The following is an 18,426-nucleotide window of genomic DNA, read 5'->3' as shown; positions in this document are numbered from 1 at the left end:
GTCGCAGGTGTCACCACTTTCCGAGCTTCTGCCCGACGGCCCCGCGACGGTGGAATCTCTCCCATGAACCACACCATCACCCTGGAAGGACTCACCAAGAGGTACGGCCGCGCCACCGCCGTGGACGACCTGACCTGCGCCGTCCACCCCGGAGTCGTCACCGGCTTCCTCGGCCCGAACGGGGCGGGCAAGAGCACCACGATCCGGATGATCGTCGGCCTCGACCGTCCCAGCTCGGGGCGGGCGGCCGTCGGCGGCCGGCCGTACCACGGGCTGCCCGCGCCGCTGCGCGAGGTCGGCGTCCTGCTGGACGGGCGGGCCGCGCACCCGCGCAGGAGCGCCCGCGACCACCTGCGCATGCTCGCGGCGAGCAACCGCATCCGCGACAGGCGCGTCACCGCCGTACTGGAGCAGGTGGGCCTGGACGGCGTCGCGGACCGGCGGGCCGGGACGTTCTCGCTGGGCATGTCGCAGCGGCTCGGCATCGCGGCGGCGCTCCTGGGCGATCCGGGCGTGCTGATCTTCGACGAGCCGGTGAACGGGCTGGACCCGGGCGGCATCCGCTGGATCCGCGGCCTGATGCGCGGGCTGGCCGCCGAGGGCCGTACGGTCCTGGTCTCCAGCCACCTGCTCGCCGAGATGGAGCAGACCGCCGACCACCTGATCGTCATCGGCCGGGGCCGCCTGCTGGCCGACACGCCGATGACCAGCGTGACCGGCTCCCTGGAGGACGCCTACCTCGCCCTGACCGCCGACAGCGTGGAGTTCGGATCATGAGAGCGGAATGGATCAAACTGCGGACGCTTCACTCGACCTGGTGGTGCCTGGCCGCCCTCGCCGTCCTCACGGCGGGGCTCGGTGTGATCATGGCAGGCGCCGCGGCGGAGGCGGCCCGCGAGGGCGAGCGCCTGGAGCCGGTCGCCGCCAGCCTCCAGGGCGGCCTGCTGTTCGGCCAGGTCGCGATCGGTGTGCTGGGCGTGCTCGCCGTCACCTCCGAGTACGCGGGCGGCACCATCAGGACCAGCGTGATGGCCGTACCGGGCCGGAGCCGCCTCTTCGCCGCCAAGTGCGCCGTGGTGGCGTCGCTGGGCACGGCCGCCGGGCTCCTGACCGCCGTGGCATCCTTTCTGATCGGCCAGCACGTCTTCGCCGCCTCGGGCCTGCCGCACGCCGCCCTGGGCGACCCGGGCGCGCTGCGCGCGGTCGTGGGCGCGGGCCTGTACCTGGGCATGCTGGGGTTGTTCGGGCTGGCGATGGGGTTCCTGGTCCGTTCGACGGCGGGCGGCGTCATCATCGTCGTCTCGGCCACGGTGCTGGTGATCGCGATCCTCCGGCTGCTGCCGGAATGGGTGGCGCGGATCTGGCCCACGGTCGCGGGCCTGTCCGTCCTGTCGCCGGACGGCCACCTCGGCGGCTTCGCCCTCTACACCGCCTTCGTCGCCCTGGCCGTGGCGGCCGGGCTGGCGATCTTTTACCGGCGAGATGTCGGGGCATGATGCAATACTGAGCGTACCCGCCCGGACACGAAGGGACAGGTCCCATGGCCGCTACTGCGCGTAGGCAAGGCGTGACGCCCTACGAGGCTCCGCCTGCCGAGCTGCCTTCCACAGTGCGGGAGCTGTTCGATGCCCTACCCCCCCTGCCCGGTCTCCGGGTCGAGGTCATCGAAGGGAACCTGCACGTGAGCCCCGTTGGATCCCCGGAACACCAGGGCGCCTTCGCAGATCTTCACGATCTGCTCTTCCCGGTCAGGAAGGAGCGAGGCTGGAAGGGATATCCGGGTGGCCTGGACGTGTGCGTCGAAGGCCCGCGTGAGCCGGTCGTGCCCGACTACGTCCTCCTGCCGCCCGACTGCCCCCGATGGGGAGAGCGCGAGATGCGCTCATCGGGCCTGATCATGGTGGCCGAAGTCGTCTCGCCCAGCAGCAAGCACGACGATCGCGTCACGAAGGTCGGCCTCTACGCGACCGGCGGCGTCCCCGTCTACCTCCTGCTCGACCCGCTCGAGCGGAAGGCGACCGTCTACAGCGACATCGCCGACGGCGCCTATCAGACCAAGGACGAATGCGTGCTGGGCGAGACCCTGCACCTGCCCGAACCCGTCGACTTCGACCTGGAGACCACCGCTTTCAAGGAGTGAGCTTCTCCATCGCCTTCGTCGCCCTGACCGTGGGCGCCGGGCCGGCGGTCTTTACCGGCGAGATGTCGGGGCATGATGCAATACTGAGCGTACCCGCCCGGACACGAAGGGACAGGTTCCATGGCCGCTACTGCGCGTAGGCAAGGCGTGACGCCCTACGAGGCTCCGCCTGCCGAGCTGCCTTTCACGGTGCGGGAACTGTTCGATGCCCTACCCCCCCTCCCTGGTCTCCGGGTCGAGGTCATCGAAGGGAACATGCGCGTGAGTCCCATAGGTGCGCCGAGGCACCAGCTGATCGCCGGGCTGCTCTATGAGCTGATGATCCCCGTCCGGCGCAAGCACGGCTGGGCGAGCTACGGAGGGGTCGGCATCTGCATCGAAGGACCCCGGGACACGCTCGTGCCCGACTACGTGCTCGCTCCGGCAGACTGCTCCCTGTGGGGAAACGAGCTGCAGTCACGTGGTGTGATCATGGTGGCCGAGGTGGTCTCCCCCGGCAGTGTCCGCGAGGACCGCGTCGCCAAGCCGAAGCTCTACGCGGTCGGCGGCATCCCCGTCTGCCTCGTGATCGACCCGATCGCGCGCACGATGACCGTCTACAGCAACATCGTCGACGACGCGTACCAGGACGTGCACACTAAGCCCCTCGGCACCACCCTGCACCTGCCCGAGCCCGTCGACTTCGAGCTGGAGACCACCGAACTCACGGAGTGAGCTTCTCCATCGCCTTCGCGATGCGCTTCTCCGAGACCGGGGTTGGGGTGCCCAGGGTCTGGGCGAAGAAGCTGACGCGGAGTTCCTCGATCATCCAGCGGATCTCCCGCACGTCCGGGTCGGTACGGCGGGCCGGGGCGAGCCGGTCGAGCAGGTCCTGGTAGTCGTCCTCGACCTTGTGGACCCGGTCCATCCACTCCTCATCCCGCCACGGCTCCTCGGGCAGCTTGGTCAGGCGGCGCTCAAGGGCCCGGAGATAGCGGGAGATGTCGGGTAGGCGTTTCACTCCGGTCCCGGTCACGAAACCCGCGTAGACGAGCTTGCCGAGCTGGTCGCGGGCGTCGTCCGTGGAGGCGCTCCGGCGCAGGCCGGACAGCTGGGTGCCGATCGTGTGCCAGGTACTCAGGATCTGCTCCACCTTCCCCAGCACGTCCCGGGCGGTGTCGTACAGGTCGGCCCGTACGTGCTGGTAGAGGCGGTCGAAGGAGACCGGGTCCCAGGCGGGCCCGCCCACGTCGGCCATCAGCTGGTCCACCGCCGCGTTGACCACGTCGTCGAACAACGCCACCGCGCCGCCATGGGGGCTGCGCGACAGCGCCAGCTTGGCCTGGTTGGACAGGCCGCCGAGCAGCGACCTGGCCGGGTTGGTGACGTTGAGCAGCAGGAGGCGGCGGGTGCCGGTCCACATGGAACGGCGCTGCTCGGCCGGGGTCTCGTAGATCTTGACGCCGACGCTGGAGCCCTCGTCCACCAGCGCCGGATAGCCCTTCATCCGGCCCTGCTCGAACACCTTGGGCAGCGTGCCGAAACTCCACGTGTGGAGCCCGGTGCGCTCGACGTCGTCGCCGGCGGCCGAGAGCGTCTTGCGCAGGCGCGGGGCGAGCTGCTTCTTCAGCCCGTCCAGGTCCTTGCCCTCGGCGATCGTGCGCTTGCGCTCGTCGATCACCCGGTAGGTGACGCGCAGGTGGTCGGGCACCTGGTCGAGCTGCCAGGCGTCGCGCGGGACGCGTACCCCGGTCAGCCGCAGCAGCTCGCGCTCGACCGCGTCGAGCAGCGGCTCGCCGGTCGGCTTGACGCCCGCGAGCACCTGCTTGGCGTAGTTGGGCGCGGGCACGAAGTTGCGGCGCAGGTGCTTGGGCAGCACGCGGATCAGCGCGGTGATCAGCTCCTCGCGCAGGCCGGGGATCTGCCAGTCGAAGCCGTCGCCGTTGACCTGGTTGAGCACCTGCAGCGGCACGTGCACGGTGACGCCGTCGGCGTCGGCGCCCGGCTCGAACTGGTAGGTCAGCTTCATCCGCTGGCCGAGCTGCCGCCACGTGTCGGGGTAGTCCTGGGCGCTGACGTCGGCGTTCTCGTTGACCAGCATCTCCGGCGTGAACGTCAGCACGCTCTTGTCGGAGACCGTCTTCCACCAGGAGTCGAAGTGCCGCGCGGAGACGACGTCGGCCGGCACGCGCTGGTCGTAGAAGTCGAACAGCGCCTCGTCGTCGACCATGATGTCGCGCCGCCTGGCCCGCGCCTCCAGCTCCTCGACCTCGCCGAGCAGCTTGCGGTTCTCGCGCAGGAACGCGTGGTGGCTGTCCCAGTCGCCCTCGACCAGGGCGTGCCGGATGAACAGCTCCCGTGACAGCTCCGGGTCGATGCGCCCGTAGTTGACCTTGCGGCCGACGACGAGCGGCACGCCGTACAGCGTGACCTTCTCCAGCGCGATGACCGCGCCCTGGTTCTTCTCCCAGTGCGGCTCGGAGTAGTTGCGCTTGACGAGATGCTGCGCCAGCGGCTCCACCCAGTCGGGCTCGATCTTGGCGTTGACCCGGGCCCACAGGCGCGAGGTCTCGACGAGCTCGGCCGACATCAGCCACTGCGGCTGTTTCCTGGCCAGCGCCGAGCCGGGGAAGATCGCGAAGCGCGCGTTGCGCGCGCCCACGTACTCCTGGATCGGCCGCCGCCCGTCCTGCCCGCGCTGCTTGTCCACGACGTCCTTGACGCCGATGTGCGACAGCAGCCCGACGAGGAGCGAGGAGTGGATCTGGTACGGCGCGGCCGGCGCGCTGTTCGGCTGGACCCCGAGCGTCTGCCGGATCTGGCTGTAGATGTCCTGCCACTCGCGTACCCGCAGGTAGTTGAGGAACTCGGACTTGCACAGGCGGCGGAAGGCGCTGGAGGACAGCTCCTTCTGCTTGTCCTTGAGGTAGTTCCAGAGGTTGAGATACGTGAGGAAGTCGGACTCGGGGTCGGCGAAGCGCCGGTGCTTCTCGTCGGCTTGCTGCTGCTTGTCGGCGGGGCGCTCGCGCGGGTCCTGGATCGACAGCGCGGCGGCGATGACCATGACCTCGCGCAGGCACCCGTTCTTGTCGGCCTCCAGCACCATGCGCGCCAGGCGCGGGTCGACCGGCAGCCCGGCGAGCTTGCGGCCGACGCCGGTGAGCTTGCCCTGGGCGTCGAAGGCGCCGAGTTCGACCAGCAGGTTGACGCCGTCGCGTACCTGCCGCTTGTCCGGCGGCTCGACGAACGGGAACGCCTCGATGTCGCCCAGCCCGATCGAGGTCATCTGCAGGATGACGCTGGCGAGGTTGGTGCGCAGGATCTCCGGGTCGGTGAACTCGGGCCGGTTGAGGAAGTCCTCCTCCTCGTACAGCCGGACGCAGATGCCGTCGGAGGTACGCCCGGACCGCCCCTTGCGCTGGTTGGCGCTGGCCTGCGAGATGGCCTCGATGGGCAGGCGCTGCACCTTGGTGCGGTGGCTGTAGCGGGAGATGCGGGCGAAGCCCGGGTCCACGACGTACTTGATGCCCGGCACGGTCAGCGACGTCTCGGCCACGTTGGTGGCCAGCACGACGCGCCTGCCGGTGTGGCGCTGGAAGACGCGATGTTGCTCGGCGGCGCTCAGCCGGGCGTACAGGGGGAGGATCTCGGTGTTGCGGAACTCGGCCTTGGACAGCGCGTCGGCGGCGTCGCGGATCTCCCGCTCGCCGCTGAGGAAGACCAGGATGTCGCCCGGCCCTTCCAGGACCAGTTCCTTGCAGGCGTCCACGATGCCCTGCGTCTGGTCGTCGTCCTCGTTGAGCGGGCGGTAGCGGACCTCGACGGGGTAGGTGCGGCCGGAGACCTCGACGATCGGGGCGTCGCCGAAGTGGCGGGAGAAGCGCTCGGGGTCGATGGTGGCGCTGGTGATGATGATCTTGAGGTCGGGACGCTGGGGCAGCAGCTGTTTCAGGTAGCCGAGGATGAAGTCGATGTTGAGGCTGCGCTCGTGGGCCTCGTCGATGATCAGCGTGTCGTACTGCTCAAGCAGCCGGTCGTTCTGCAGCTCGGCCAGCAGGATGCCGTCGGTCATGAGCTTGACCAGGGTCTTGTCACTGGCCTGGTCGGTGAAGCGGACCTTGTAGCCGACGGCCTGGCCGAGGTCGGTGCCGAGCTCCTCGGCGATGCGCTCGGCGACGGTGCGGGCGGCGATGCGGCGGGGCTGGGTGTGCCCGATGAGGCCGCGCACGCCCCGCCCGAGTTCGAGGCAGATCTTGGGGATCTGCGTCGTCTTTCCCGATCCGGTCTCGCCCGCGATGATCACGACCTGGTGGTCGCGGATGGCCGCGAGGATGTCGTCCTTGCGCTGGGAGACGGGCAGCTCCGGCGGATATTTCACCACGGGTACGGCTTCGCGGCGGCGGGCCAGGCGCTGCTCGGCGCGCTCCACGTCGGCGAGGATCTCCGCGGTGATCTTGTCCCGCGCCTCGCGCGAGCGCACCCGGCGCACGCCGTCGAGCCTGCGCCGAAGCCGCCGCTGGTCGCGCGGCATGAGCTCGGGCAGGCGGCTCTGGAGCTCGGTGAGTGGAGAAGACAACGACGAGGTTCCCATACTGCTTTCAGGATATTTGAGCCCCGCGTGCCGGGTGCCAACGGTCCATCGTGCCTGACCGCGCCGTGGATCGCATCCCAATATCGGCAGCGTCCGTGACCGGCCGCGGTGTGTCAGCACTCTCCCCAGAGTTCACCACGGTCGATCACGGACACTAGTGAGACTCCTGAGACGCCTGAAGGGTTGCATGATCCCGAAGGATTTCTGGCCGTATGGACGCGCCTCCTGACCGATGACACGATCGAGGCGGAGGTGCCATGCGCCGTTCAGCCCGCCGCATCCTGCGTGATGTCCGTGAGCGCAGGAACCTCGACGCCTACGTAATCGCGGTCGTGGCGATCGTCTTCGCGGTGCTGACGCTGGTCGGGGAGGCCGTGGCCGAGCAGTACCGGTGGGCGGCGATCCTGGCCGGAATGGGCGTGCTGCTCCACCGGATCACCGTGCCCGACCGCTCGCGCCCGCCGCTGGGTGACCGGGCCGACTTCGAGACGCATCCTCTGCGCGACCGGCTCACGGACGCGAAGGAGGTGTGGCTGTTCGCCCCTTCCGGCATCAACCTGCTGTCCGAGGCCAACTGCGAGATCATCCGCCGGACCGTGCTGAGCCGTTCCGACGGCGTCTTCCGCGTCGTGCTCCTGGACCCGGAGGAACTCCACGCCGTCGACCTCGCCACCCGTCAGCTCGACGCCGGGCTGGAGTTCCCCTTGCAGAACCTGCCGGCGAGCATCGCGACGGCGCTCGACCGGCTGGCCGCGATGACGGACTGGCATGTGGCGGGCGGGGTGGAGTACGCCACTTTCTCCTACAATCCGGGATTCAGCATTCTCGCCGTCAATCCGGCGGGCGGCGACGGCACGGTGATCGTGGAGCTCCACGGCGTCGGCAACCGGGCGACCGACAACCGTATGCACCTGGAATTGACCCGGCGCGCGCATGGGTACTGGTACCACTACTGGATTGAGCAGTTCGAGAGGATTTGGGACTCTTCAAGAGTGCTTAGCCGACAACACGGTGAATAGCGACTGAGAAAGGGACACCACATGGCCGCAGGGGGTTCTATGGGCGAGTCCATGCTCGTCGATCTGACCCATATCCCGTTCGACCGCCTGGCAACGGTGCCGGATGAGGTCCTGCGCGAGTCTCTGGCCCGCCACATGGCGACCGACCCCGCCAGCCGGCGATGGAACAAGAGCGACAAGGCCTGCCCCCAGCCCGATCAACCTGGCCCGCGAGATCGGTGACCGGCGGCTACGCCCGGCACACGCTGTCGCCCGCCGACCTGGCCGGGCTGGGCGCGGGCGAGCTCCCGCCCGCGCTCGCCGACACGCTCAAGCGGGCGATCGCCAGCAGGAACATCGCCCTGCTCGAATCGGTCCGGCGGCTGTCCGGCTCGGCCGCCATCGACGACCTCTGGCGGCGCCTGGGCGCCCATCCGGGCCACGCGCTGGACGTCCTGATCTCGCCCCAGCTCGGCGCCTGGGCCGACGACGCCCTGCGCTACGGAACCGGCGACACCGGCGTACTGCTGGCCGCGCTGGAGCGTGAGCAGGGGCCGGTCGCGCTCGACGGTCCGAGGCCGCTCAGGCTCCGGTTGGAGACCGGTGAGCCGCTGCGGGGGCATTTCGGGCTGGCGGTCGCCGACCGGCTCGGGCCGGTGGACTGGACGGGGTTGTGCCGCCAGGCGTACCGGCTGCTGCGCGCGCGGCACCCGCGCGTCGCCGCCGCGATGGCCGAGCTGGTCACCACCGTCGTGCCGGTCGTCCCGCCGGCTCCGCCCGAGACCTTCAGCGCCACCTCCGGCGCCGCCTTCGGCGCGGTGGCGCTCTCCGCTCCCGCCGACGCCGCGGAGCTGGCCGCCACGTTCACCCACGAACTTCAGCACCAGGTGCTCGGGGCGGCCGAGGAGATCGTCGCACTGACCGTGCCGGGACATCCGGGCCGGTTCGCGGTGCACTGGCGGGACGGCGAGCGCGACGCCGGCGCCACCCTGCAGGGCATCTTCGCGCACGTGGCCGTGGTGGAGTTCCACCGGGCCGAGTGGCTGGCGGGGCCGCGGGAGGACCGGCCCGGCCACGCGGCGGCCTTCGCCCTGTGGCGGCTGGCGACCGGCCGGGCCATGGAGCAGCTCGGCCGGTCGGGGGCGCTGACACCGGCGGGGGCGGTCCTGGCCCGGCCGCTGGAGGCCCGCATCCGCGCCGCCCTGGCCGAACCGGTCCCCGCCCCGGCCGCCCGCGCGGCCGAAGCCGCCTTAGCCTGAACGCGCGCCAAGCCAGCCTGAGTGCCCGAGAGACCGCCCTGGCCCGGGGGTTCAGCTCATCATCGGTTCCACGTCGAGGTTGATCCGGCCCTGCTGGGCGGCCAGGCGGGCCTCGGGGTGCTCGATGGACAGCGTCTCGGCGTAGGCCGCCAGGATCTCCTCGCGCAGCCGCGCGGCGCCCTCCTCGTCGCCGTCGGCCAGCCGGTCGACGGAGAGGTTGGCCCCGGTGGCCAGCGTGCAGGGGTGGAACCCGCCGCGTACCCGCCGATGGCCCTCATAGGCCGCCTCGCCCAGCTCGCGAGCCTGGCGCACCGCGCCCATCATGGCCAGGTCGCTGGCGAGGTTGTGCATGACGACCAGCGTGCTGGTGTGGTCGTCGCCGAAGTGGCGGCGGAACCCGGCGAGTGCCTGTTCGTTCAGTTCGCGGGCGGCGCGCGGGTTGCCGCGTACCCTCATCACGACCGCGAGGTTGGCGCGGGCCGACAGCGTGTTGGGGTGGTCGTCGCCCGCCGCCTTCACCCAGCCGGCGACGGTCTGCTCGCCGAGCGCCTGGGCTCCGGCCAGGTCGTCGATCAGCCGGCGGTCGTTGATGACGTTCGTGGACACCAGCAGCGTCATCCTGTGGTCGGGCCCCTTGGACGCGATCTGCGTCGTGAGGGTCTCCTCGGCCTGGGCGGCGGCCTGCTGGTGGAAGCCCACGCGGCGCAGCGCGATCGCCAGGTCGAGCGCGGTGAACACGCGCAGCGCGTCCCAGGGGGCGTTCATGCGCACGAGCAGCTGGTCGACGTCCCTGATCATGTCCAGGCCCTGCTCGTAGCTGCCCATGCGGCGCAGGTCGCGGGCCACGGCGAAGCGGGAGGTCAGGGTCTGGTCCTCCTGGGGCCCGAACATGTTCTCGCGCATGGTCAGCGCGATCCGGTCGTGCTCCAGGGCCTCCTCGAAGCGGCCCAGGCAGCGCAGGCTGATCGCGATGTTGTTGCGCACCTGGAGCGTGAACTCGTGCTCGGGGCGGAAGACCCGCTCGTAGCGCGGCAGCAGATCGAGGTCGTTGTCGAGCGCCTGCTGGTAGCGGCCCATCATGCACAGGTCGACGCCGTGGCTGAGGGCGCAGGCCAGGTAGGTCTGGTCGTCCTCGCCGAAGGTGCGCAGCCGTTCGAGCGTTTCGAGGTTGAGCGCGTAGGCGCGCTCCCAGTGGCCGCTCAGCCGGGTGGCCTTGCCGACCTCGATGGCCAGCGCGAGCGTGTGCCGGTCGTTCTCCCCGAAGCGGAGCTTCCATTCGTCCAGGGCCAGCTCGCCGAGCGAGAGGCTCTCGAAGAAGCCGCCGCGGCGGTGCAGGCGGCGCACCTGGTTGATGATCAGCTGCCGGACGGTGGCGTCGGCGCTCTCGACGGCGCCCGACGGCACGATGTGGCTGCGCGAGCGCTCGTAGAGGGGGTCGCTCTCGTCGAGTCCCGGCGCGCCGGGATCGGATCCGGCCAGCAGCAGGTGTACGGCATGGCGGAACCGCTCGGCCTGCTCCGGGTCCTCGCGCGTCAGGCGGCTCCGGGTCACGGCCTGGACCACGCGGTGCATCTGCACGGCGTTGAGCACACCGTCGATCTTGGCCAGGGAGAAGCGGGCGAGCTGGCGGGCGGCCTGCCTGAGCTCGCCGACGTCCCCGAGCACCCGGCCGAGCTCCTCGGGCAGGTCACCGGCCTTGGCGGGCTGCGCGAGCAGTTCCTCGGCGATCGGCTCCGGCGCGAAGAACGCCATGACCTGGAAGAGCGTGTCGGCCTCCGGCGAGATGGCGTCGCGCGAGACGCCCCAGGTGGCGGCCACGGCGAGCGGGTAGGGGATGTCGACCTCCCGCGCCAGCAGCTCGTGCGCGTTGTCGCGCAGCTTGGTCAGGTACTCGGCGGCGGAGGTCCCGGTCTCGTTCATGTACGCGGCGGCGTGCTCGGCGGCCAGCGGCAGGTGCCCGAGTTCGGCGGCCAGCGTGGCGGCCTCGGCCCCGCGGCCGGCGAGGGCGGGCACCCGCTTGCTCAGGAACTCCACCGTCTCGTCGGGGGTGAACTCCCCCACCTCGATCCCCGAGACGCCCAGCGCCTTGCGCCAGTGGGAGTCGCGCGAGGTGATGATCACGTGTCCCCGCCCCCGCGGGATGTACTCCGAGATCATCCCGGCGTTGTTCGCGTTGTCGAAGATGATCAGCCAGTCGCCGTACGGCTCGCCCTTCTCCAGGGCCTCGATCACCAGCTGGGCCGAGTAGTCGCGCTCCTCGGCGCGGAAGCCGGGGGGCTGCATCCGGCGGCCGAGCGCGACCAGGCCGTTGACCACGGCGGTCTCCTGCTCCGACCGGATCCACCAGACGAGGTCGTAGTCGCCGCGGTGGCGGTGGGCGTACTCGGCCGCGATCTCGGTCTTGCCAACGCCGCCGAGACCGAACAGTGCCTGGGGCGGCTGGTCGATCACGGCCGCGCTCTCCCGGGCCAGGCCGCGTCTCAGTTCCTCGATCTCGGCGATACGCCCGGTGAAGTTGGGGTTACGGAAAGGGATTTCCTTGCCCCATGCGGTGACGCGGGATCTCGCTCCGCCCTCGGACGCCCCTAGTGTCACGCCGATCGCTCCCTGCTCATATTCAAACCGGAGATATGTCCCACGAATGGGGATTTGTACGCATTGAACGCCTCACCTTGTCAAGCTTCAATGGTAGGCGAGGACTTCTTGCTTCCAGACTGCCCGCCGCCGAGGAGATATGGCGTTTTTCCTGGCCGTTGACTCACGCCGTTCCATCCGGATTACTGAAGATTCCACCTGGACCAGAACGGCAGGGAACGTGCAGAGCACTAGAGGCTGGGAGAATCTGGTTAAGTCAATTAAGGAGAAAGAGTGTGTCCCTTTCTTGGGTGCGGGCGCGAGCCAGGGCCTGCCCACGGGCGCGGCGCTGGCCAAGGACTGGGCCGAACAAGTCCGCTATCCGTACCATGACGCCGACAACCTGTCCAGCGTCATGCAGTATGCAGTTGTGATGGCGTTCAATCACGATGCAAACCAACTCAAACGGGCACTCCACCGGACAGTTTTCTCGCAAGTCACGTTAACTACCAATCAGCTTGATATCCACCACATCTTGGCACGTTGCGATCTTCCTCTATATCTGACGACGAACTACGACGATTTCATGGTGGAGGCGCTGCAACGAGCTGGTAAAAGACCGACCTGGAATGTTAGTCCGTGGTATTCCTCCGGGATGGACGATGACGACGACCGGCGGCCGCCCCTGCCCGCCGACGACCCCACGGCCGAGCGTCCCCTCGTCTTCCACCTGCACGGCCACCACTCCATCCCGCACTCGATGGTGCTGACCGAGGACGACTACATCGACTTCCACGTCCGTCACGCCCGCGACGGCCGGGACAAGAGCCTGACCCCTGAGGGCGACCGGGCGGCCATCGTGCCGTCCTACGTCCGCACCCGGTTACGCCGCGCGCCGCTGCTCTTCCTCGGCTACAGCCTGCGCGACTCGACCTTCTGGACGCTCTTCAAGTCGCTCATGATCGCCATGCCCGACGGGCAGCGAAGCAGCCACGTGTGCCTCCAGCTCGATCCGCGGGTGAAACGAAGGGCCGCGGTGCGCGAATACCTAGACAAGCGGTTGGGCCGGCAGCAGATCGAGATCTTCTGGATGTCACTGGAGGAGTTCACCGCCATGCTCGACTCGCGGCTGAGAGGGACGTGATGAACGACTCGCCCTACGTCGGTCCACGCCCGTTCCTGCGCTCCGAGGCGGGCCTCTTCTTCGGCCGCCGGGTCCAGGCCCGCAACCTCTCCCTCGACTGGCTGGCCGACCGCGTCACCGTACTGCACGGGCCGCCGGCGGTGGGCAAGACCTCACTGCTGCAGGCGGGCATCCTGCCGCTCCTGGAACAGGAGCCGCACGTCGTCACGCTGCGCCCGAGCCGCCTCGCCCCGCCCGCGCCACCGCGCGCGGTCGCCGCCGGGCACAACGCCTTCGTCTACTCGGTGCTCAGCGACTGGGGAGCGCCGGCCTCGCCGGGCACCACCGTCACGGAGTTCCTGGCCGGGCGGGTCACCCGGATGCCGCCGAGCGGGCGGCTGCTGGCGGCCGTCGACCAGTTCGAGGAGGTCTACAGCGCCTTCCCGACCCGGGTGGCCGAGCGCGAGGGCCTGCTGCGCCAGCTCGCCGGGGCATTGGCCGACATCCCCTCGCTCAACCTGCTGCTGGTCGTGCGCGACGACCATCTCGCCTCGGTCAAAGCCAGCGAGGCCCTGCTCGGGGTGCTCCCGAACTACCGGCAGCTCTACGGGCTCGACGAGCGGGCGGCGGCGGAAGCCGTACAGGGACCAAGGCGTGGGACCGGCAGGGAACTGCCGGACGAGGAGACGCGCGCGCTCGTGGACCGGCTGCGCACCAGCACCCACGCCGACCTGCTGGGCAACGTCGTCACCGTGGAGGAGCCCCTGGTCGAGCCGCTGCACCTGCAGATCGTCTGCGCCGAGAGCTGGGCCGATCCCGGCCTGACCGGCATCCCCGGCGTCGCCCAGGCGCTGAGCGCCTTCTACCGGCGGGCCACCGAGGAGGCGGGCCTGGAGACCGGCGTCCCCGTGGCGAAGGTGCGCGCGTGGGTGGAGTCGGCGTTCATCACCGAGTACGGCACCCGCGACACCAAACTCCGCGGGCTGACCAGAACGGCCGACATGCGCAACGAGCTCGCCGACGCCCTGGTCGCCCGGCACCTGCTGACCGCGACGACACGCCTGCGCGGCACGTGGTACCAGCTCGGGCAGGACCAGATGATCGAGGTCGTACGGCGGGCCGGCGACGACGGGTTCGCCGAGGCGGGGCCGGCCGGGATACCCGCCGACGCCGGTGTCTTCACCGAGGCCGCCGCGGCCGCCTTCGGCGAGGGCAACTTCACCGGCGCCCGCCGCCTGGCCTCCGTCGCCGCCAGCCGCTACCAGGAGGAGGGAGACACCCGCAGGCAGGCGCAGGCCATGGCGCTGCACGGCGAGATCGCGCTGGTGGAGGGCGACCTGAACGCGGCCAGGGAGAGCTTCAGGAGCGCGCTCAACGGCTTCGAGTCGCTGGCCGACCGGGTCTCGACGGCGCGGTCGCTGTCGGCGCTGGCCAACGTGGTGGCCACCAGCGGCGACCACCGGGCGGCGGCGGACCTCTACCGGCAGGCCGTGGAGATCAACCGCACCGACGTCGAGGCCAGGACCGGCCTCGGCTTCGCGCTGTGGCGGCTGGGCTCGCCGGCGGACGCGGAGGCGGAGTTCGCGCAGGCGATCACGGCGCGCCCCGGCGCCGAGGCCGCCGCGACCGCCCGCGCGCTGTCCGGCCGCGGTCAGGCCCGCGTCGACCTGCGCCTGTACGCCAGGGCTCTCGCCGACCTCGACCGGGCCCTGGCCTCCGGCCTGAACCCGGAGGACGAGGCGGACGCCCACTCGGCGCGGGCGCTGGCCCTCGCGGGGCTCGGACGGCACGAGGAGGCGGCGGCCGCCATGGAGACGGCCCTGCTGCTGGCGCCGGGCCATCCGCTCACGCGGGAGCGTGCGGCCCGCCTGCGCAGGTGAGGGCGGCGCCGATGATGCCCGCCTCGTTCTGCAGCGCGGCGGGCACGATCGGGGTGTCGATCTTCACGTGCGGCAGGAACCTGTCGGCCTTCTTGCTGACGCCGCCGCCGATGATGAACAGCGAGGGCGAGAACAACATCTCCACGTGCTTCAGGTAGGTCTCGACGCGTTCCGCCCAGTCCTTCCAGCCGAGGTCGTGCTCCTCGCGGGCGCGGTCGGAGGCGCGGTGCTCGGCGTCCTTGCCGTGCAGTTCGAGGTGGCCCAGTTCGGTGTTGGGCACGAGCGTGCCGTCGATGAACAGGGCGCTGCCGATCCCCGTGCCGAACGTCAGCATCAGGACGGTCCCCTTCCGTCCCCGGCCCTCTCCGAAGGCGAGTTCCGCCAGGCCCGCGGCGTCGGCGTCGTTGATCACCCGGGCGCCGTCGAACAACTCCGAGGCGTTGACGCCGACCCACGAGTGGTGGACGTTCGCGGCGGTCTTGACCACGCCGTCCATCACCACGCCGGGGAAGGTCACGCCGACCGGACCGGTCCAGGCGAAGTGCTCGACGATCTCGGCCACGGTCGCGGCGACGGCGGCGGGCTTGGCGGGCTGCGGCGTGGGGATGCGCAGGCGCTCCTTCGTGAGGCGCCCGGCGGCGACGTCCACCGGTGCGCCCTTGATCCCCGAGCCGCCGATATCAATGCCCAAAACTTCCATGTCTGTCCCATTCCCGGTCCTAGCGAGCGATGAACCAGTCTCCAGCCTCCCGCGTATCTCGCGTCACAAGCGCATATCAAGGAGGCACGGATGCGGCACCCCCATAGACGCGGCATCATCACGCTCGGTGCTGTCGCGGTCGTGCTGGGAGCTACCCTCACCACCCCGGCGCAATCCACCACTCCCCGCAACCGCTTCGACGTCGTCAATCTCGTCTCCGACGTCCGTGGCAAGGCCGCCGTCACCGATCCCAAGGTCGTCAACCCCTGGGGCCTGGCCATGGGCAAGACCCTGTGGGTCTCCAACACCGGGACCGGCACCGCCACCGTCTACTCGGGCAACGGCGCCAAGGAGAAGACCGAGGTCGCCGTCCCCGGCGGCGCGCCCACCGGCCAGGTCGTCAACACCGGCGAGGGCTTCACCGTCAAGGGCAAGCCCGCCACCTTCATCTTCGCCAGCCCGAGCGGCGCCATCACCGGCTGGAACGCCGAGGCCGACCCCGCCAACGCGATCATCGCGGCGTTCACCCGGGGCGCCGACTACAAGGGCCTGGCCATGCTGGACGGCGACGACGGCTCGTTCCTGCTGGCCGCCGACTTCGCCGGTGGCCGTATCCACGCCTTCAACGAGGACTTCGAGCGGGTACGGCTGGGCCGCTCGCAGTTCCGCGACCGGGCCCTGCCCCGGAACTACCACCCGTTCAACGTGGCGGTCGCCAACGGCTCGGTGTGGGTCGCCTCGGCGCTGCGCGACCCCCAGACCGGCAAGGCGGTCCCCGGGCGCGGCAAGGGCTTCCTGAGCCGGTTCAGCCCCGACGGCAGGCTCACCGGCCGCATCGGGCGCGGCCCGCTCAACGCCCCGTGGGCGATCACCACGGCACCGCGCGGCTTCGGCGCCCTGACCGGATCGCTGCTGGTCGGCAACTTCGGCGACGGCACCGTGCACGCCTTCAGGAGCGGCCGCCACCTCGGCGCGCTGCGCGGCGCGAACGGCCGCCCCGTCGTCCTGCCCGGTCTGTGGGACCTGGAGCCCGGCACCGCGGCCACGGGCGGCGAGAACGCCGTGTGGTTCGCGGCGGGCATCGACGGCGCCAAGCACGGCCTGATCGGACTTCTCCGGCCGGCGGGCTCTCGCCCCGCCACACCCGCGCCCGCCGGCGATCCCACCCCGAAGCCGACGAAGACGACGGGAGGTGGTTACTAGGTCCTTCTCCAGCCCGGCGCGGGCGGCGCGGCCCGCGCCGCGGCGGTGATCTCCTCTGGTACGGAGTTCTGCACGCGCCGCACACCCCGCCCGGCCGGGCCCCGGCCGCGGCGGGGTTCGCGCGTCCCCCCGAGGCGTCCGCGCGCACGGGGTGTCTAGAGTCGCGGCATGAGTGATGAAGCCTTCAGTACGTGGCTGCGCGCCCAGTGCGCCGAGGAATGGGAGGCGGTGGCCGGGCACCCGTTCGCCGCCGCCATCACGAACGGCACCGCCGACATGCGGCACTACCTGGAGCAGGACTTCCTGTTCGTCGACTCCTTCACCGCCCTGCTCGGGGCGGCCGTGGCGAGCGCGGACACGTTCGCGGCCCGCGTGCCGTACGGGAAATTCCTGGGACAGGTCGCCACCACGGAGGAGAAGACCTACTTCCACCGGGCGCTGGCGGAGCTGAACGGCAGCACGGACGCGGCGCCGGAGCCGGTCACGGCCGAGTTCCGGGCGCTGATGGACGAGGTCAGGACCGCGCAGGACTATCCGCTGATCGCGGCGGTGCTGTGCGTGGCGGAGTGGAGCTATCTCGACTGGGCGGCGCGGGCGAAGGAGCCGCTGCCGGAGGGATTCGTGCACCGGGAGTGGATCGAGCTGCACGAAGGTGCGGACTTCCGCGCCTGGGTGGGGTTCCTGCGCGGGGAGCTCGACCGGCTCGGGCCCGAGCTCGGCGAGCGGCGCAGGGACGAGGTGCTCGCGGTCTTCCGGCGGGCGGTCGCCCTGGAACGGCGCTTCTTCGACATGGCTAGCGCGTGAGCGGCGCCAGGTCCGCGATGCCCCGGTAGTGGATGCCGGTCATGCCGATCGCCCGGGCGCCCTCGACGTTCTCCAGCCGGTCGTCGATGAACAGGCAGCGCTCGGGCGCCACCCCGGCCTGTTCGGCGGCGATCTCGTAGATGCGCCGGCCGGGCTTGGCGTGGCCGACCTTGGCGCTGCTGACCACGGCGTCGGCGAAGTAGGTGAGGCCGAGCCGGTCGAGGTGGGCGTCGAGGCTGTCCATGGCGTTGGTGACGATGATCAGCGGCATCCGCTCCTGGACCTTGGCCAGCACCGCCCTGACCTCCTCGTCGACCCAGAACGGCACCTCGGCGAACTCCTCCACGGCCTGCCTGGCCCGCTCGTGGCCGCCCAGCTCGGCGGCGACGGCCTCGACCCACTGCCGCTCGGTGATCCGGCCCAGCGTGGCGGGCAGGATGAGGTCGGACCGGAACGCGGTCTTGATCAGGGGCAGGCCGTAGCGGGCCTCGATGTCGGCCTGGGCGGCCTCGTCGAAGATCCGGAGGACTCCATCGAGGTCACTCAGTACCGCGTCAAAGGTCGTCACAACCACCCATTGTGCCGTGCCAGCTGGGCCGCTTCGATCCGGTTCCTGGTGTGGGTCTTGCCGATGGCCGAGGACAGGTGGTTGCGTACCGTGCTCTCCGACAGGTGCAGCCGGGCGGCCACGTCGGCGATGGTGGCGCCGTCGAGCGCGGCGGCCAGCACGTCGCGCTCGCGGTCGGTGAGCGGGCTTGGCCCGGCGTGCAGGGCGGCGGCGGCCAGCGCCGGGTCGACGATCCGCTCCCCCGCCACCGCCCGCCTGATCGCCGCGGCCAGTTCTTCCACCGGCCCGTCCTTGACCAGGAAGCCGGCGGCGCCCGCCTCCATCGCCCTGCGCAGGTACCCGGGCCGGGCGAAGGTGGTCAGGACCAGCACCGCGCAGCCGGGCAGCGCCGCCCGCAGTTCCGGCAGGACCTCCAGCCCGCTGCGGCCGGGCAGTTCGATGTCCAGCAGCGCCACGTCCGGCGCGTGCTCCAGGGCCGCCGCGACGATCTCCGGGCCCGTCGGCACCTGGGCCACGATCTCCAGGTCGTCCTCCAGGCCGAGCAGGAGCGCCAGGGCGTCGCGCATCATGCCCTGGTCCTCGGCGATCAGCACGCGCACGGTCATGG

At 70.6% G+C, this 18,426-nt stretch carries 15 protein-coding genes and 1 pseudogene; 11 read left to right on the top strand and 5 right to left on the bottom strand.

Translation table 11 applies throughout. The features are described 5' to 3' along the window. Positions 1-63: 63 nt before the first annotated feature. The 4 genes and pseudogenes from ACFWYW_RS04430 to ACFWYW_RS04415 form a co-directional block, all read left to right on the top strand. A pseudogene (locus ACFWYW_RS04430) lies at positions 64-723 on the top strand (ABC transporter ATP-binding protein); the annotation flags it as partial. Positions 724-773: 50 nt separating this feature from the next. Next, positions 774-1,496 (top strand): ABC transporter permease, encoded by a 723-nt coding sequence (locus ACFWYW_RS04425; protein ID WP_379609630.1) that lies wholly within the window; start codon positions 774-776, stop codon positions 1,494-1,496. 44 nt (positions 1,497-1,540) lie between these two features. Continuing rightward, entirely contained in the window at positions 1,541-2,140 is a 600-nt protein-coding gene (locus ACFWYW_RS04420; RefSeq protein WP_379609629.1) for a Uma2 family endonuclease, read from the top strand. A gap of 120 nt (positions 2,141-2,260) precedes the next feature. Next, positions 2,261-2,854: a Uma2 family endonuclease gene (locus tag ACFWYW_RS04415; RefSeq protein ID WP_379609628.1), complete on the top strand. Its 594-nt coding sequence runs from the start codon at positions 2,261-2,263 to the stop codon at positions 2,852-2,854. On the opposite strand, the gene hrpA is transcribed toward ACFWYW_RS04415, so the two are convergent. After that, positions 2,844-6,710: an ATP-dependent RNA helicase HrpA gene (gene hrpA, locus ACFWYW_RS04410; protein WP_379609627.1), complete on the bottom strand. Its 3,867-nt coding sequence runs from the start codon at positions 6,708-6,710 to the stop codon at positions 2,844-2,846. The two genes, ACFWYW_RS04415 and hrpA, sit on opposite strands and share 11 nt — an antisense overlap. Positions 6,711-6,967: 257 nt before the next feature. Here hrpA and ACFWYW_RS04405 point away from each other — a divergent pair, with 257 nt between their 5' ends. From ACFWYW_RS04405 to ACFWYW_RS04395, 3 genes are read left to right on the top strand one after another with little or no spacing between them, the layout of a single operon-like run. Beyond that, positions 6,968-7,729, top strand: a complete 762-nt coding sequence (locus ACFWYW_RS04405) for a hypothetical protein (protein WP_379609626.1) — start codon at positions 6,968-6,970, stop codon at positions 7,727-7,729. 51 nt (positions 7,730-7,780) lie between these two features. After that, positions 7,781-7,951: a hypothetical protein gene (locus ACFWYW_RS04400; RefSeq protein WP_184974785.1), complete on the top strand. Its 171-nt coding sequence runs from the start codon at positions 7,781-7,783 to the stop codon at positions 7,949-7,951. Then, on the top strand, positions 7,948-8,967 hold the full coding sequence (locus tag ACFWYW_RS04395) for an aKG-HExxH-type peptide beta-hydroxylase (protein ID WP_379609625.1): 1,020 nt from the start codon (positions 7,948-7,950) through the stop codon (positions 8,965-8,967). Before ACFWYW_RS04400 ends, ACFWYW_RS04395 begins: the two co-directional genes overlap by 4 nt. Before the next feature lie 51 nt (positions 8,968-9,018). Here ACFWYW_RS04395 and fxsT read toward each other — a convergent pair whose 3' ends face one another. Beyond that, positions 9,019-11,562, bottom strand: coding sequence for an FxSxx-COOH system tetratricopeptide repeat protein (fxsT, locus tag ACFWYW_RS04390; protein WP_379609624.1), 2,544 nt, complete (start codon positions 11,560-11,562; stop codon positions 9,019-9,021). A 139-nt stretch (positions 11,563-11,701) separates the two neighbouring features. On the opposite strand from fxsT, the gene ACFWYW_RS04385 reads away from it, so the two are divergent. After that, on the top strand, positions 11,702-12,685 hold the full coding sequence (locus ACFWYW_RS04385) for an SIR2 family protein (RefSeq protein WP_379609623.1): 984 nt from the start codon (positions 11,702-11,704) through the stop codon (positions 12,683-12,685). Further along, positions 12,685-14,544 (top strand): tetratricopeptide repeat protein, encoded by a 1,860-nt coding sequence (locus ACFWYW_RS04380; protein ID WP_379609622.1) that lies wholly within the window; start codon positions 12,685-12,687, stop codon positions 14,542-14,544. The genes ACFWYW_RS04385 and ACFWYW_RS04380 overlap by 1 nt, the downstream gene beginning before the upstream one ends. Here ACFWYW_RS04380 and ppgK read toward each other — a convergent pair. Beyond that, positions 14,510-15,244 carry a polyphosphate--glucose phosphotransferase gene (ppgK, locus tag ACFWYW_RS04375; RefSeq protein ID WP_379609621.1) on the bottom strand — a complete coding sequence of 245 codons (735 nt, stop codon included), beginning with the start codon at positions 15,242-15,244 and terminating at the stop codon, positions 14,510-14,512. The two genes, ACFWYW_RS04380 and ppgK, sit on opposite strands and share 35 nt — an antisense overlap. Positions 15,245-15,334: 90 nt before the next feature. Between ppgK and ACFWYW_RS04370 the strand changes: the two genes are divergently transcribed. Then, on the top strand, positions 15,335-16,447 hold the full coding sequence (locus ACFWYW_RS04370) for a TIGR03118 family protein (protein ID WP_379609620.1): 1,113 nt from the start codon (positions 15,335-15,337) through the stop codon (positions 16,445-16,447). Positions 16,448-16,615: 168 nt separating this feature from the next. After that, the gene (locus tag ACFWYW_RS04365; protein ID WP_379609619.1) at positions 16,616-17,251 is read left to right on the top strand and encodes a TenA family protein; all 636 of its coding nucleotides are present in this window, start codon (positions 16,616-16,618) and stop codon (positions 17,249-17,251) included. Here ACFWYW_RS04365 and ACFWYW_RS04360 read toward each other — a convergent pair. Both ACFWYW_RS04360 and ACFWYW_RS04355 read right to left on the bottom strand, forming a co-directional pair. Further along, positions 17,241-17,819 (bottom strand): HAD family hydrolase, encoded by a 579-nt coding sequence (locus ACFWYW_RS04360; RefSeq protein ID WP_379609618.1) that lies wholly within the window; start codon positions 17,817-17,819, stop codon positions 17,241-17,243. The genes ACFWYW_RS04365 and ACFWYW_RS04360 overlap by 11 nt on opposite strands. Then, entirely contained in the window at positions 17,816-18,424 is a 609-nt protein-coding gene (locus ACFWYW_RS04355; RefSeq protein ID WP_379609617.1) for a response regulator, read from the bottom strand. The genes ACFWYW_RS04360 and ACFWYW_RS04355 overlap by 4 nt, the downstream gene beginning before the upstream one ends. Positions 18,425-18,426: the final 2 nt, after the last annotated feature.

The organism is Nonomuraea sp. NPDC059023, assembly GCF_042740095.1.
GTDB lineage: Bacteria > Actinomycetota > Actinomycetes > Streptosporangiales > Streptosporangiaceae > Nonomuraea.
The sequence above is the reverse complement of the archived record's forward strand: the minus strand, read 5'-3'. Positions and strand labels throughout refer to the sequence as shown.